Genomic DNA, 14,548 nt, shown 5'->3' with positions numbered 1-14,548 from the left:
GTGACTTAAGTCACAGGCTTGGGTGCGTCCGGTCCCCGGTCCGGGTCCTAGGACCCTTGCCGGGCGCCGCTCTGGTCCCCCGGCCCGATGCGGCCCGCGCGGACCCCGGAATAGCGTTCCGGTGTGCTGCAGAAGACCCCGCCCTCACCTCCCGTCACCGACCTCGCCATCCCTCATGCTGAGGGGGTGAGCGACGACGAGTTCCGGGCGGCCATGTCCCGCCTCGCGGCCGGAGTGGTCCTGGTGACCGCGCACGACCCCGACGACGGCCCGCGCGGCGAGGACGTCGGCATGACCGCCACCGCCTTCCTCTCCGTCTCGCTGGACCCGCCGCTGGTCCTGGTGAGCCTGCGCAACGGCTCCCGGATGGACGACCTCCTGGAGGAGGTGCCGGTCTGGGCGGTGTCGGTCCTCGCCGAGGAGCAGCGGCAGGTCGCCGGCCGCTTCTCGATGAAGGGCCGCGTCTCGGACCGCCTGCTCTTCGCCGACCTGCCGCACACGCGCGGCACGGAGAGCGGGGCGCCGCTGCTCGACGGGGCGCTCGCCACCCTGGAGTGCCGCACGGAGAACCGGGTGGTGGCCGGCGACCACACCCTCGTCGTCGGCCGCGTCCTCTCGGTCGGCCTGCCCGCGCCGGACGGCGCGCCCCTCACCTACTTCCGGGGCCGCTACCGCCACCTGGGCTGAACGCGCGGGCCCGCCGGGCGATCAGCCCGTCGGCCCATCGGTACGCCGCCCCGTCAGCCCCAGTCGCGGCCCTGCCGGCCGCGCTTCGTCTCGGCGCGCTGCTTCTTCTCCCGCAGCCGGCGCTCGTTGATGCCCCGGGGGATCTTCGTCGCGCGGCGCGGCTTCGGCGGCGGGGCGGTCGCCTCGGCGAGGAGCGCGGCGAGCCGGACGGCGGCCGTCTCGCGGTTGCGCCACTGGGAGCGGTGCTCCGAGGCCCGTACGGTCAGCACCCCGTCCACGAGGCGGGAGGCGAGCCGTTCCAGGGCGCGGGCCTTCCACACCTCGGGCAGGGCCTGGGTCGCGGCGAGGTCGAAGAGCAGCTCGACGCGGGAATCGGACGTGTTCACGTGCTGGCCGCCGGGACCCGAGGAGCGCGAGAAACGCCACTGGAGCTCGGCCTCGGGCAGCGAGACGGAGCCGCGGATCTGATACGGACCTGACATGCCTCCATGTTCCCCGGGACGGGCGCGGACCGTCATCCTGTTTTCGCCGACGGGAACCGTGGAGCGCCGTTCCGCGTTTCTCCCGGCGAAGAGAACGTGATGAACCGCGATGAAAGGGTCTCCCCCATGGCTGTGAGCCTCACCAAGGGCGGCAACGTCTCCCTCACCAAGGAGGCGCCGGGTCTGACCGCCGTCACCGTGGGCCTCGGCTGGGACGTCCGCACGACGACCGGCACCGACTTCGACCTGGACGCCTCCGCGATCGGCGTCGACGCCGCCGGCAAGGTGGCCTCGGACGCCCACTTCGTCTTCTTCAACAACAAGTCCACCCCGGACCAGACGATCGTCCACACGGGTGACAACCGCACGGGTGAGGGCGGCGGCGACGACGAGCAGATCAACGTCAACCTCGCGGGCCTCCCGGCGAACGTCGACAAGATCGTCTTCCCGGTCTCCATCTACGACGCGGTCTCCCGCTCGCAGAACTTCGGCCAGGTGCGCAACGCGTACATCCGCATCGTGAACCAGGCCGGCGGCGCCGAGATCGCCCGCTACGACCTCTCCGAGGACGCCGCCACCGAGACCGCCATGGTCTTCGGCGAGCTGTACCGCAACGGCGCCGAGTGGAAGTTCCGCGCCGTCGGCCAGGGCTACGCCTCCGGCCTGGAGGGCATCGCCCGCGACTTCGGCGTGAACCTCTGACACACGGCTCGTGGAGCCACCGGGCCCCGGCCGGGTTTCGACCCGCCGGGGCCCCGCCCTTGCCCCGTGACCGTCGAGACCCTCGCGCCCGGGGCCCTGGAGGACGGCGCCCCGCCGCCCGGACCCGGCCCACGGCCGGCCCGTGCGTGGTCCTCGGGAAGGCCCTGGTCTAGGGCGTGCGCGGCCGCCCGTCGCCGTACAGCCAGACGTCCCACACCGCGTCCAGACCGCGGCCCGCCACCGACTCGGCGTAGGCCGTGAAGTCCTCCGTGGAGGCGTTGGCGTGGCGGTGCTTCGCGGCCCAGCCGCGCAGCAGCTCGTCGAAGACGCGGTCGCCGACGGTCTCGCGGAGCTTGTGGAGGACCATCGCGCCGCGCTGGTAGACGGGCCGGTCGAAGAGGTTCTCCGCGGAGGGGGGATCGGCGGGCGGGAAGGCCCAGTTGGCGTCCTCGGCGAAGGCCGCCGCGAAGCTGTCGGCGGCGGGCACGGAGCCGTGCTCCTCCGCGTACAGCCACTCGGCGTAGGTGGCGAAGCCCTCGTTGAGCCAGATGTCCTGCCAGGACGCGGGGGTGACGGAGTTCCCGAACCACTGGTGGGCCAGTTCGTGCACGAGCGTCGTGCGGTCGAAGGAGCCGGCCGGGAAGACGGGCCGGGTCTGGGTCTCCAGGGCATAGCCGAGGGACCCGTCGGCGGTGACGACGGCACCGGCGGCGGAGAAGGGATAGGGGCCGAAGCGGTCCCGCTGGCGGGCGAGGAGCACGGGGAGTTCGGCGCGGAGCCCGGCCGTCGCGGAGACGAGCGCGGGATCGACGGCGGTGACCACCGGGACCTCGCCGAGCGCCGTGCCGGTGGTGGTCTCGTACCGGCCGATCACCACCGTCGCGAGATAGCTCGCCATCGGCTCCGGCTGGCGCCAGACCGTGCGGGTGCGGCCGCCGGAGACGGGCTCGGCGGAGACCCGGACGCCGTTGGAGAGCGCCGCCAGCCCGCTGGGGGCGGTCAGCGCGATCTCGTACGCCGCCTTGTCGGAGGGGTGGTGGTTGCCGGGGAACCAGGTCATGGAGCCGGCCGGTTCGCCGACCGCGAGGGCCCCGCCGGCGCTCCGCAGCCAGCCCTCGACCGACCCGTCGGGGTCGGTGAGCGGCTCGGGCACCCCCGCGTACTCGACCGTGACGGTGAACTCCCGTCCGCGCGGCAGCTCGTCGCGCGGACGGAGCGTCAGCTCGGTGCCGGCGCGGTTGACGGCGGCGGGCGCGCCGTCGACGGTCGCGCCCGTGACGGTCAGCCCGGACAGGTCGAGGTTGAACGCGGAGAGGTCCTGGGTGGCGCGGGCGGTGATCCGCGCGGTGCCGTCGAGCCGTCCGGTGTCCGGGTCGTAGGCGAGGTCGAGGGCGTAGCGGCCGACGTCGTAACCGCCGTTGCCGAGCTTCGCGAAGTACGGGTCGCGCAGCCCGGACGCGCCGGGCGTGCCCCGCACCCCGCCGGTCTCCGGCGCGCAGCCGGCGAGGAGGCCGCCGAGCACGGCGAGGGCCGCCGCCAGGGAGGCGGCGGCCCGGGGGGACCGTCCGGTCCGGCGGGTCGGGATCACGGTACGGATCCTAGACAAGTCGGACAGGAGGCGGCGGTGAGGGCGTCCGTCGGGGGGAATCGGAGGCCCCCACCGGTCGAGGGGCCCGGCCTACTTCGCGAGCTCGGCGACGCCGGCGCGGGCGAACTTCTCGTCCAGGTCGCCGGAGGGGGCGCCCGCGACGCCGATGCCGGCGATCGGGCCGCCCTTGGCGGTGACCGGGGCGCCGCCGCCGAGGAAGAGGGTGCCCGGGATGTCCTTGAGGTTCGGGGCCTGCTCCAGGCGCTTGACCAGCTCGGAGGTCGGGGCGTTCCAGGAGACGGCGGTGAACGCCTTCTTCACGGCCGACTCGTAGGACTGCGGGCCGGCGCCGTCGCCGCGCAGGGTGACGATGGTGTTGCCGTTGCGGTCGACGACGGCCACGGAGACCCGCTGGTTCTCCTTCGCGGCGGCGTCCAGGACGGCCTCGGCGGCGTCGGTGGCGGCCTCGACGGTGAGGTGGTTCGTCTGGAACAGGTTGTCGTTGCCCGCGTCGGCCTTGACGACGGCGGCGGGGGCGGCGGCCGGGGCGGAGGCGTTCGCGGAGACGGCGCCGAAGGTGCCGGCGGCCAGGACGGCGGCGACGGTGGTGCCGAGGACGAGCTTCTTCTTCATGGTGGGCTCCCGAGGAGGTCGTGAGGAGGAGGAGGGCGGGTGCTGCGTTCGCTCTGCGTCCATCCTGGGTCCGGGTCCCGCCCCGTACGGTCGACGGTCCGGCTGCCCTCCCGGCGCGCACCGGACGATGCCGGGGTCAGCCGATCGGCTGATGCCCGCGTGGTCCTCGCGGGTCAGCATGGATACGTACACCCAGGTCAGCGCGGCCCCGCGTGGGCGCGCCACCGAGGGCGGCCCGCGAAGGAGACGAGACGGTGGACCGGACCGGCCGGCACGCACGGCACACCCCAGACCCGACACCCGCTCCCCACGGGCGGGCCCCGCAGGACCGGGACCCACACGGGCGGGCCCCGCACGGCCGGGCTCCGTACGCCCCTCCCCCGTACGGCCAGGCCCCGTACGGCCAGGCCCCGTACGGCGGCGGCGCGCGCGGCGGGCAGCCGCACGACCCGGACGCCGGGTGGCTGGCGCGCGTCATGCACGTCGCGTTCTTCCTGCTGCTCGGCGCCTCCCTGGTCCGCTTCCTCATCCGCCACGAGTGGGAGGACCGCGGTCTGTGGATCGTCGCGCTCTCCGTCGCGCTCGCCGCGCTCTACCTCCTCGGCCCGGTCCTCGGCACCCGCGCCACCCCCGGCCGGATCGCCTGGCTGTGCACGGTCGTCGCCGTCTGGGTGGTCCTCGTCGTCCTCGCGCCCAGCTTCGCCTGGTGCGCGGTCCCGCTCTTCTACACCGGCCTGCGGACCCTCCCGGCGAGGGCCGCCCTCGTCCTCGTCACCCTCCTCACCGCCTTCGTCGTCTTCGCGCAGGTGCAGCTCTCGCACGGCGGCTGGGACCCCAACCTGATCGTGGCCCCGCCGGCCGTCGCCGCCATCGCCACCGGCGTCTTCGTCCACGCCGACCGGCAGGCGGCCCGCCAGCGCGCCCTCATCGACGACCTGATCCGCACCCGCCGCGAACTCGCCGCGATCGAGCGGCGCGAGGGCACCCTCGCCGAGCGGCAGCGGCTCTCCATGGAGATCCACGACACCCTCGCCCAGGGCCTGTCCAGCCAGCAGATGCTGCTCCAGGCCGCCGACCGCACCTGGGACGGCGACCCGGCGACCGCCCGCCGGCACGTCCGCACCGCCGAGTCGATCGCCGAACGGAACCTCGCCGAGGCCCGCCGCTTCGTCCACGACCTGGCCCCCGCCGACCTCGCCGAGGGCGGCGGCCTGGAGCAGGCGCTGCGCGGGCTCGCGGAGCGCGAGTCGGCCGCCTTCCGGGTCGACGGCACGCCGGTGCCGCTGCCGGACCGGGCGCAGTCGGCGCTGCTGCGGATCGCGCAGGGCGCGCTCGCCAACATCCGGGAGCACGCCGGCGCGACCTCCGCCGCCCTCACCCTCACCTACCTCGACGACCAGGTCGTGCTGGACGTCGCCGACGACGGCAGCGGCTTCGACCCGTCGGCCGCCCGCGACGGCGGCGTCCGCGGCCACGGCCTGCCCGCGATGCGGGTCAGGGCCCGGCAGCTGGGCGGCACGCTTACGGTGGAGTCGACCCCCGGCGAGGGCACGGTGCTCTCCGCCGCCATCCCCCTCGCGCCCCCCGTGGAGGCCCGCCCGTGACCGTACGCATCCTCCTCTGCGACGACCACGTCGTCGTCCGCGCCGGGCTGCTCGCCCTCCTCGGCTCCACCCCCGACATCGAGGTCGTCGGGGAGGCCGGCAGCGGCGAGGAGGCCGTCGCGATGGCCGCCAAGCTGAAGCCGGACGTGGTCCTGATGGACCTCCAGCTCGGCCCCGGCATCGACGGCGTGGAGGCGACCCGGCGGATCGCGCCCACCGGCGTCCACGTCCTCGTCCTCACCACCTACGACACCGACGCCGACATCACCCGCGCCATCGAGGCGGGCGCCACCGGCTACCTCCTGAAGGCCGAGCGGCCCGAGGAGCTGTTCGCCGCCATCCACGCCGCCGCCCAGGGGCGCACGGCCCTCTCCCCGCCGGTCGCGAGCCGGGTCATGGACCGGATGCGCGGCGCCGCGGGCCCCTCCCTGACCGACCGGGAGCGCGACATCCTCGGCCAGCTCGCCCACGGCCTCGGCAACAAGGAGATCGCCCGCGCCCTCTTCATCAGCGAGGCCACCGTCAAGACCCACCTGGGCCGGATCTACGCGAAGCTCGGCGTCGACACGCGGGCCGGCGCCGTGGCGGTCGCGAAGGAGCGGCGCCTGCTCCCCTGAACCCCCGGCGACTGCTACCGTGCGCTGTCGTTCCACTGCACCGTGTCATGTTCTCCTCGGGAGCGCACGTGAAGATCGCCGTCGTCGGTGGCGGGCCCGCCGGCCTGTACCTCTCGATCCTGCTCAAGCGCCAGGACCCGTCGCACGAGATCGCCGTGTACGAGCGGAACGCGGCCGGCTCTACCTACGGCTGGGGCGTCACCTACTGGGCCGGGCTCCTCGACAAGCTGCGGGCGGGCGACCCGGAGTCCGCGGCGGCCGTCGCCGAGGCCTCGGTGACGTGGACGGACGGCCTCGCGATCGTCCGCGACGAGCGGACCGTGCACCGCGGCGACGCCGGCTTCGGCATCGGCCGCCGCCGGATGCTCGGGCTCCTCGCGGACCGGGCCGCCGGGCTGGGCGTCGAGATCGCGCACGAGCACCCGATCGCGGGCCCGACCGCCCCGGAGCTGGCCGGCGCGGACCTGGTCGTCGCGGCCGACGGCGTCCACAGCACGCTGCGCGAGGCGGACCCGGAGCCCTTCGGCGCCGCCTTCACCACCGGCCGGAACCCGTACATCTGGCTCGGCACCAGCAAGGTCTTCGACTCCTTCAGCTTCGCCTTCAAGGAGACCGGGCACGGCTGGATCTGGTGCTACGCCTACGGCTTCAGCGGCGAGCGCTCCACCTGCGTCGTGGAGTGCGCCCCCGGCACCTGGACGGGCCTGGGCCTGGACACCATGCCCGAGGGCGACTGCCTCGCCCTCCTGGAGAAGCTCTTCCACGACCTCCTCGACGGCCACCCGCTCATCGGCCGCGACCGGGGCGCGGACCCCGCCCAGTGGCTGCGCTTCCGCACCCTCACCACGCGCGCCTGGCACCACGGCCGGACCGTCCTCCTCGGCGACGCCGCCCACACCACGCACTACTCGATCGGCGCGGGCACCACCCTGGCCCTGGAGGACGCCCTGGCCCTGGCCGACGCCCTCCGCACCCACCCGGGCGACCTGGACACGGCCCTCGGCACCTACGGCCGGCGCCGCCGTGCCGAACTCGTCTCCGCGCAGAGCGCGGCCCGCCTGAGCGCCCAGTGGTACGAGAACCTCCCCCGCTACATGGCCCTGGAGCCGGACCGGATGTTCGCCCTCCTCGGCCAGCGCCACTCCCCGCTCCTCCCCCACGTCCCCCCGCAGCTCTACTACCGCCTCGACCGCGCCGCCGGCAGCCTGGAGCCGCTGCGCCGCCTCAAGCGCTGGCTCGGCCCGCGGCTGGCCCGGGCGACCCACCGCGTCTGATGCCGGGCCCGGGGACCCACCACGTCCGGCGCCGAACCCGGGGGACGCCGAACCCGGGGGACGCCGGGCCCGGGGGCGTGACACCATCAGTGGGTGCTCGACATCGGCTACTCCCTCTCCCGGCGCTTCCCCGACCCCCCGCAGACCGACTACCGGGCGGCGGACGTCCACGCGCTGCGGCACGACCTCTTCTGCGGCGACGTGTACCTCGCGGACACCGAGGAGGACCGCGAGGTGTCCACGGCCTGGGGATGGGTGCCGGTCCTCGACTTCGCGTGGGCGCTCTGCGACATCATCGAGCAGCTCGACCGGGACCCGGCCGGCAGCCGCGCCTCCCGCCCCCAGTACGCCGAGCTCGACTTCACCGAGTCCTCGGACCGGATGCTCTTCGAGCGCCGCTTCGGCTGGGTCGACGTCGAGGCGGACTGGATGCCCGGCGACGAACGCCCGCTCACCTTCTCGCACGCCGCACTCCGCCGCGAGGCCCGCGACTTCCTCCACGACCTGATCGCCGACCTCACCGACATGCACGAGGGCCTGGCCGACAACCCGGCCGTCTGGGCCCTCCAGTCCCGCTTCCCCCGCGTGAAGTGACCCCCGGGGCCCGCCGGCCTCAGTCCTCCACCCGCACCCCCAGCCGCGCCGCGAGCACCGGCGCCAGGTCGAGCAGCTGCACCGAGGAGATCACCGCGCCCGCCAGGGACTCCACCCCGCGCGCGATCTCCAGGCGTCGCACCCCGCGCAGGTCCGCGTCCGTCAGCCTCGCCCCGGCGAGGTCCACCCCGACCAGCTCGCAGTCCACGAACGCGACCCGCTCGAGGACCGCCCCGCCGAAGTCCGGCTCCACCAGGACGCACCCCTCGAAGACGACGTCCCGCAGGGTCGCCGACCGCAGGTTCGGGTAGTCCCACTTGCCGCCCCGGACCAGCACCCTCTCCCACGCCGAGCCGTGCAGCTGCGTCCCCCCGAACCGCGCCTCCCGCACCTCCGCGTCCCGCAGCTGCGCCCCCGACAGGTCGGTCCCCACGCCCCGTACCGCCTCCAGGCGCGAGTCCAGGAACCGCGCCCCCGTCAGCCGCGCCCCGTCCAGCGCGCACTCCCGCACCAGGCAGTCCAGGAACCGGGCGCCCTCCCCCGAGGCGCCCGCCAGATCGAGCCCGGCCAGCTCCAGGCCGTCGTAGTCCCCGTCGGGCTCCAGCCCGCCCCCGTACGGCTCCAGGGGCGGCAGCCGCAGCTCCACCCGGCGGGGCGCCCTGGTCTTTCGCTTCATGCGCCCATCGTGACGCACACCACCGACAGCCACCCGCCCTTGACCTCAAGCGAGGTTCAGGTACGAACGTGGTCCCGCAAGCCGGCACAGCCGACCGCACACCCGCCACGACGTCAGGGGAACCGTCATGCACGCCATCCGCCTCCACGCCTTCGGCCCCGCCGAGAACCTCACCCACGAGGAGGTCCCCGACCCCGTCCCCGGGCCCGGCCAGGTCCGCATCGCCGTCGCCGCCGCCGGCGTCCACCTCCTCGACACCGCCCTCCGCGAGGGCGCCCCCGGCCCCTTCCCCGCCCCCGCCGAACTCCCCACCGTCCCCGGCCGCGAGGTCGCCGGCACCGTCGACGCCGTCGGCGAGGGCACCGACCCGTCCTGGCTGGACCGGCGCGTCGTCGCCCACCTCGGCATGAACCCCGGCGGCTACGCCGAGCTCGCCGTCACCGACGCCGCCCGCCTCCACGCCCTCCCCGACCACCTCGGCGAGGCCGAGGCCGTCGCCATGATCGGCACCGGCCGCACCACCCTCGGCATCCTCCAGTTCACCGAACTCGGCCCGGAATCGGTCGCGATCGTGCCCGCCGCCGCCGGCGGCATCGGCACCCTCCTCGTCCAGTACGCCAAGAACGCCGGCGCCACCGTCATCGGCCTCGCCGGCGGCCCCGCCAAGGTCGCCCGCGTCCGCGAGAACGGCGCCGACCTCGCCGTCGACTACACCCTCCCCGACTGGCCCGCCGAGGTCCGCGCCTTCCTCGGCGACCGCACCGCCACCGTCGTCTTCGACTCCGTCGGCGGCGACACCGGCCGCGCCGCCGTCGACCTCCTCGGCAAGGGCGGACAGCACCTCGTCTTCGGCTGGTCCGGTGCCGGACTCCACGACGGCGAACCCCTCACCTACACCGAGGAGGAGCTGACCGCACGCGGCATCACCTCCGGCTCCATCCTCGGCCCCGTCATGATCCAGAAGGCCGGCGGCGACGTCCGCGCCCTCGAACTCGCCGCCCTCGCCGCCGCGGCCGACGGCACCCTCCGCCCCGCCGTCCACCGCTTCCCCCTCGCCGAAGCGGCACGAGCCCACCGCGCCCTGGAGAACCGGGGCACGATGGGCAAGGTGGTGCTCGTCCCGTAGGGACACGGACCGGGGCCTCAGACGCCGAGGACGTCCCAGGAGTGCGCCTTGAACTCCTTCCGGAAGTCCTCGTGGTCCTCCCACATCCGGGCGATGGAGCGCAGCGCGTCCCAGTTGTGCTCCAGCGCCTGGTCCACCACCTGGCGCAGCTCCGGCGCCGTCTCCCGCTTCTCCACCAGGCCGGAGACCTGCGAGGCCGCCTGCACCGTGTAGCGCAGCGCCCGCAGGGCGCGGGAGGTGTCGTCCATCCCGAAGCCGTGGTCGCTGCCGTTCGCGGGGTCGAAGAGCGGGGTCAGCCGGGCCTCGATGAAGTCGGTGATCCGCCGGAAACGGGCCTCGACGCCCATGTCGTGACCGTGGTCCTTGTCGTCATTGCACATGGGGACTTCCTACACCCCGCCCCGCGCGCCGAGTGCCGCCAGGGCCCCGTCCGTGAGCCGGTACACCGACCACTCGTCCTGCGGGCGGGCGCCCAGCGACTCGTAGAAGTCGATCGACGGCTTGTTCCAGTTCAGCACCGACCACTCCAGGCGCTCGTAGCCGCGCTCCACGCAGATCCGCGCCAGCTCGGTCAGCAGCGCCTTGCCGTGGCCGCCGCCGCGCGCCTCCGGACGGACGTACAGGTCCTCCAGGTAGATGCCGTGGACGCCGCGCCAGGTCGAGAAGTTGAGGAACCAGAGCGCGAAGCCGACCGGCTCGCCGTCCTCGGTCTCGGCGATGTGGGCGAAGGCGGCCGGCCGCTCGCCGAAGAGCGCCTCGTGGAGCTGCTCGGGCGTGGCGCGGACCTCGTCGAGGGCCTTCTCGTACTCCGCGAGGTCACGGATCAGGGCGTGGACGACGGGCACGTCGGCGGGTGTGGCGGTACGGATCATGACGTCAGCGTGCCAGCAGGGCCCGCGCGATGACCACCTGGTCGGCGTCGAGCGCGGGTTCGCCGTCCTCGACGTCCCAGAGGCCGTTCTGGAGCACCCGGCCCAGCGTCCACGCCAGCGCCCGCTCCCGGTCGAGGCCGAGCCGCTCGGTCAGCAGGTCGAACCGCCAGCGGATCTCCGCCGGATCCGGGTTCCACAGGTCCGTGAGGGCGGGCAGCAGCTCGAAGCCGGGGTCGCCGGCGAGCGGCTTCGGGTCGATCGCCAGCCAGGGCTCGCGCTCCGCGCCCAGCACGTTGTCGTAGTGCAGGTCCCAGTGGAGCAGCCGGTCGCCGGGCTCGGCCGCGACCTCCCGCACGGCGGCGGCGCAGTCCGCGAGCAGCGCCGCGTCCCCGGCGCCCAGCCGGGCCGTCGCGGCCGGCACGCGCGCGAGCATCCGCCCGGCGATCGCGTCGAGCCGCCGCAGCCCGGGAGGCGCCGGGAGGGCGGACAGCCGGGCGAGCAGCCCCGCCAGGACGCGCACGGCTTCCCGTTCGTCGCCGTGGCGGGACAAGTGCCGCCGCTCGTCGGCCCGTTCGAGGAGCATCGTGCCCGTCTCCGGATCGTGCTCCAGGAGCCGCACCGCCCCGTCGCCGCCCCACGCGCGGAGCGCGACCGGCTCGCCCTCGCTCTCCTCGTCGAGGAGCTGGAGCTTGAGCGCGGCGGGCGTGCCGTCGGCCCGCCGCACCGGCAGCACCAGCGACGCCACACCGTGCATCGAGGGGCCCGCGAGCCGCAGCCCCCACCGGCCGAGGAACTCCTCGGCGCGTCCCGGCAGCGCGGCGACGAACGCCCGCCCCGCCTCACCGTTGTACTTCGCCTGACTGGCCGCGAGTTCCTCGGGTACGTCGATCACCCACCCGAGCCTACGACCCGGGCTCCTCGTCCCGCAGCCCCCGGAGCCCACCGCGCCTCCGGCCGCCCCCGCCCGCCGGAAGACCCGTTTCCAGGGGACCGGCGCCCCCGGTACCCTCCCGCCACGCACCGGGAAGAGGGACAACATGAACACCAGCACGGTCAATGGCGGCATCTCCTTCTGGTTCGCCCAGGAGGGCCTGCCGGAGCCGCAGGAGCCGCTCCCCGGCGACCGGACCGCCGACGTCTGCATCGTCGGCGGCGGCTACACCGGCCTGTGGACCGCCTACTACCTGAAGAAGGCGGTGCCCTTCCTCGACATCGTCGTCCTGGAGGCCCGCTTCTGCGGCTACGGCGCCTCCGGCCGCAACGGCGGCTGGCTCTACAACGGCATCGCCGGCCGCGACCGCTACGCCAAGCTGCACGGCCACGACGCCGCCGTCCGCCTCCAGCAGGCGATGAACGCCACCGTGACCGAGGTCCTCGACGTCCTCGACGCCGAGAAGATCGAGGCCGACCAGCACCGCGGCGGCGTCCTGGAGGTCGCCCTCACCCCCGCCCAGCTGGCCCGCCTCAAGGAGTTCCACGCGGTCGAGCACGCCTTCGGCGAGACGGACCGCGAGATCCACGGCGCCCGCGAGACCGCCGCACGCATCCGCGTCGCCGGCGCCGTCGGCTCCTCCTGGACCCCGCACGGCGCCCGCGTCCACCCGGTGAAGCTGGTCAACGGCCTGCGCGCCGCCGTCGAGGCCCTCGGTGTCACCATCCACGAGTCGACCCCGGTCACCGAGATCAAGCCGAAGCACGCGGTCACCCCGTACGGCACGGTCCGCGCCCCGTACGTGCTCCGCTGCACGGAGGGCTTCACCGCCTCCCTCGCCGGCCGGCGCCGCACCTGGCTCCCCATGAACTCCTCCATGATCGCCACCGAGCCGCTCACCGACGCCCAGTGGGAGTCCATCGGCTGGAACGGCCTGGAGACCCTCGGCGACATGGCCCACGCCTACATGTACGCCCAGCGCACCGCCGACGGCCGCATCGCCCTCGGCGGCCGGGGCGTCCCGTACCGCTACGGCTCGAAGACCGACAACGACGGCCGCACCCAGCCGCGGACGATCGAAGCCCTCCGCGACGTCCTCGTCCGCTTCTTCCCCCAGCTCGCGGGCGTCCGCGTCGACCACGCCTGGTCCGGCGTCCTCGCCGTCCCCCGCGACTGGTGCGCCACCGTCTCCCTCGACCGCTCCACCGGCCTCGGCTGGGCCGGCGGCTACGTCGGCTCCGGCGTCGCCACCACCAACCTCGCCGCCCGCACCCTCCGCGACCTCATCCGCCAGGACTCCGGCCAGTCCGGCCCCACCGACCTCACCACCCTCCCGTGGGTGAACCACAAGGTCCGCACCTGGGAGCCGGAACCCCTCCGCTGGCTCGGCGTCCACACCCTCTACACCGCCTACCGCGCCGCCGACCACCGCGAAGCGACCACCCACGCCCCCACCACGGACCGCGCGGCCCGCTGGGCCAACCGCGTCGCGGGCCGCTGACGGCGCGAGCACGCCGGGCGCGCCGCACGTGACGAAGGCCCCGAACCCCTCGCGGGGGCCGGGGCCTTCGTCGTACGAGCCGCCTGTCGGAATCGAACCGACGACCTCAAGATTACAAGTCAAGCGCTCTAGCCAACTGAGCTAAGGCGGCGGGCGCGCGCGTCGGGCACGCGCGCGTGGCCCACTCTACACAGGGTCCCGAAATCGGTCGGGGGCGAAGTCCGGGGGAAGGCCGGGGCGAAGGCCGGCGGCGGGGCCGTCCGGGATGTAGATGCTGAGGTTGAGGCGCGCGCCGGGGGCGACGATCGGTTCGGCGAGGCAGGTGGTGAGGCGGCCGGGGCCGTGGACGGCGTGGTGGACCGGGAGTTCGGCGCCGTCCTCGTACGGGAGGGGGACGGCCGCGAGGTCGCGGTAGAGGGGCCCGGCCACCGGGTCGGCGAGGACGTCCCGCTCCAGGCGGGCCAGCGCCGCGTTCCGGGGGCGCGACTCCACCGTCTGCCGCAGGTGCGGCATGACGGCCGGCGCCCAGCGGTCCGTCCAGTCCACCAGGACCTCGGCGCGGGCCTCCGGGTCCAGGAGCAGCCAGCGCATGACGTTGGCGGGCGCCTGCCGGCGGGGGAAGAAGGCGCGGAACTCCTCGTTGTGGGCGACGATGCCGTACTCGACGTCGCTGAGGTACACGAGGGTGCCGGTGATCCCTTCGACGATCCGCCGCCACACGCCGGCGACGTCGGTGCCCGCGCTGCCGTGCAGGGCGCCGGGCGGGTTCTCCTTGCGCGTCACCCGCCAGAGGAAGGTCCACTCGTGCTCGTCGAGGCCCAGCGCCCGCGCCACGGCGGTGAGGAGGTCGGCGCCCGGGTGGGCGAGCCGGCCGTTCTCCAGACGGTTGTACGTGCCCCGGGCGCGCGCGAGGAGCTCGTCCATCTGCTCCTGGCTCAGCCCCTCGGCCCGTCTCCCCGGACCCGGAAGCCGAGGGGGGAAACCCCTGGTCACCGGGGGTATCGCGGCCCGGCGACGCTGGAGGAGCCGCTTCAGGGAGCGCCGGTCGTCGGCGGAGAGCCGCATGGGACGCCTCCATCGGTGGGGGGGAGCGGCAGGGCGGTGCCGGACGATTATCCGAAAAAGTCACCGCCTGCGACTACTGACAGACCCGACATCGCCGGGGTAGCGTCAAGCGGAGTTCACCCTGGTGGACTAGACCTCAATCCTTCCTTTACTCGGATCGTCCGGCACGTTCCTGCCGGTGAAGGGACACATCACC

16 protein-coding genes and 1 tRNA gene are annotated in these 14,548 nt (G+C 74.5%); 8 read left to right on the top strand and 9 right to left on the bottom strand.

Going from position 1 to position 14,548, the window contains the following annotated elements:
* Positions 1–123: 123 nt before the first annotated feature.
* On the top strand, positions 124–687 hold the full coding sequence (locus IE245_RS24175) for a flavin reductase family protein (protein WP_189951027.1): 564 nt from the start codon (positions 124–126) through the stop codon (positions 685–687).
* A gap of 53 nt (positions 688–740) precedes the next feature.
* Here IE245_RS24175 and arfB read toward each other — a convergent pair whose 3' ends face one another.
* Positions 741–1,205 (bottom strand): alternative ribosome rescue aminoacyl-tRNA hydrolase ArfB, encoded by a 465-nt coding sequence (gene arfB / locus IE245_RS24170; protein ID WP_373305389.1) that lies wholly within the window; start codon positions 1,203–1,205, stop codon positions 741–743.
* Between the two features lie 90 nt (positions 1,206–1,295).
* On the opposite strand from arfB, the gene IE245_RS24165 reads away from it, so the two are divergent.
* Entirely contained in the window at positions 1,296–1,871 is a 576-nt protein-coding gene (locus IE245_RS24165; protein ID WP_189951023.1) for a TerD family protein, read from the top strand.
* A gap of 169 nt (positions 1,872–2,040) precedes the next feature.
* Here IE245_RS24165 and IE245_RS24160 read toward each other — a convergent pair whose 3' ends face one another.
* Together IE245_RS24160 and IE245_RS24155 are read right to left on the bottom strand one after the other, a co-directional pair.
* Entirely contained in the window at positions 2,041–3,459 is a 1,419-nt protein-coding gene (locus tag IE245_RS24160; protein ID WP_229851472.1) for a M1 family metallopeptidase, read from the bottom strand.
* 90 nt (positions 3,460–3,549) lie between these two features.
* The gene (locus tag IE245_RS24155; protein ID WP_229851471.1) at positions 3,550–4,092 is read right to left on the bottom strand and encodes a GlcG/HbpS family heme-binding protein; all 543 of its coding nucleotides are present in this window, start codon (positions 4,090–4,092) and stop codon (positions 3,550–3,552) included.
* Between the two features lie 476 nt (positions 4,093–4,568).
* Here IE245_RS24155 and IE245_RS24150 point away from each other — a divergent pair, with 476 nt between their 5' ends.
* The 4 genes from IE245_RS24150 to IE245_RS24135 all read left to right on the top strand — a co-directional run bounded on the left by IE245_RS24150 (position 4,569) and on the right by IE245_RS24135 (position 8,181).
* Entirely contained in the window at positions 4,569–5,696 is a 1,128-nt protein-coding gene (locus IE245_RS24150) for a sensor histidine kinase (protein ID WP_189951144.1), read from the top strand.
* Complete coding sequence (locus tag IE245_RS24145; protein ID WP_189951018.1) at positions 5,693–6,313, top strand: response regulator; 621 nt, start codon at positions 5,693–5,695, stop codon at positions 6,311–6,313. Before IE245_RS24150 ends, IE245_RS24145 begins: the two co-directional genes overlap by 4 nt.
* Before the next feature lie 47 nt (positions 6,314–6,360).
* Positions 6,361–7,587 (top strand): FAD-dependent monooxygenase, encoded by a 1,227-nt coding sequence (locus tag IE245_RS24140; RefSeq protein ID WP_189951016.1) that lies wholly within the window; start codon positions 6,361–6,363, stop codon positions 7,585–7,587.
* 93 nt (positions 7,588–7,680) lie between these two features.
* A complete protein-coding gene (locus IE245_RS24135) occupies positions 7,681–8,181 on the top strand; it encodes a hypothetical protein (RefSeq protein WP_189951013.1) in 501 nt (166 codons plus the stop codon).
* Between the two features lie 19 nt (positions 8,182–8,200).
* Here IE245_RS24135 and IE245_RS24130 read toward each other — a convergent pair whose 3' ends face one another.
* Complete coding sequence (locus IE245_RS24130; protein WP_189951011.1) at positions 8,201–8,857, bottom strand: pentapeptide repeat-containing protein; 657 nt, start codon at positions 8,855–8,857, stop codon at positions 8,201–8,203.
* Between the two features lie 127 nt (positions 8,858–8,984).
* Here IE245_RS24130 and IE245_RS24125 point away from each other — a divergent pair, with 127 nt between their 5' ends.
* The gene (locus IE245_RS24125; RefSeq protein WP_189951010.1) at positions 8,985–9,983 is read left to right on the top strand and encodes a zinc-binding dehydrogenase; all 999 of its coding nucleotides are present in this window, start codon (positions 8,985–8,987) and stop codon (positions 9,981–9,983) included.
* A gap of 17 nt (positions 9,984–10,000) precedes the next feature.
* Here IE245_RS24125 and IE245_RS24120 read toward each other — a convergent pair whose 3' ends face one another.
* Genes IE245_RS24120 through IE245_RS24110 form a run of 3 tightly spaced genes read right to left on the bottom strand, consistent with a single transcriptional unit; the run spans position 10,001 to position 11,747 of the window.
* On the bottom strand, positions 10,001–10,363 hold the full coding sequence (locus IE245_RS24120) for a hypothetical protein (RefSeq protein ID WP_229851470.1): 363 nt from the start codon (positions 10,361–10,363) through the stop codon (positions 10,001–10,003).
* A 9-nt stretch (positions 10,364–10,372) separates the two neighbouring features.
* Entirely contained in the window at positions 10,373–10,855 is a 483-nt protein-coding gene (locus tag IE245_RS24115; RefSeq protein ID WP_189951008.1) for a GNAT family N-acetyltransferase, read from the bottom strand.
* A gap of 4 nt (positions 10,856–10,859) precedes the next feature.
* Entirely contained in the window at positions 10,860–11,747 is an 888-nt protein-coding gene (locus IE245_RS24110; protein WP_189951006.1) for an aminoglycoside phosphotransferase family protein, read from the bottom strand.
* 145 nt (positions 11,748–11,892) lie between these two features.
* On the opposite strand from IE245_RS24110, the gene IE245_RS24105 reads away from it, so the two are divergent.
* The gene (locus tag IE245_RS24105; protein ID WP_189951004.1) at positions 11,893–13,287 is read left to right on the top strand and encodes an NAD(P)/FAD-dependent oxidoreductase; all 1,395 of its coding nucleotides are present in this window, start codon (positions 11,893–11,895) and stop codon (positions 13,285–13,287) included.
* A 77-nt stretch (positions 13,288–13,364) separates the two neighbouring features.
* Here the strand turns inward: IE245_RS24105 and IE245_RS24100 are convergent.
* Both IE245_RS24100 and IE245_RS24095 read right to left on the bottom strand, forming a co-directional pair.
* Positions 13,365–13,438: transfer RNA gene (locus tag IE245_RS24100), tRNA-Thr, on the bottom strand.
* A gap of 35 nt (positions 13,439–13,473) precedes the next feature.
* A complete protein-coding gene (locus tag IE245_RS24095; protein WP_189951002.1) occupies positions 13,474–14,352 on the bottom strand; it encodes a helix-turn-helix domain-containing protein in 879 nt (292 codons plus the stop codon).
* Positions 14,353–14,548 lie beyond the last annotated feature (196 nt).

Source organism: Streptomyces roseolus (genome assembly GCF_014649855.1).
GTDB lineage: Bacteria > Actinomycetota > Actinomycetes > Streptomycetales > Streptomycetaceae > Streptomyces > Streptomyces roseolus.
This window is presented reverse-complemented; position numbering and strand designations above follow the sequence as displayed.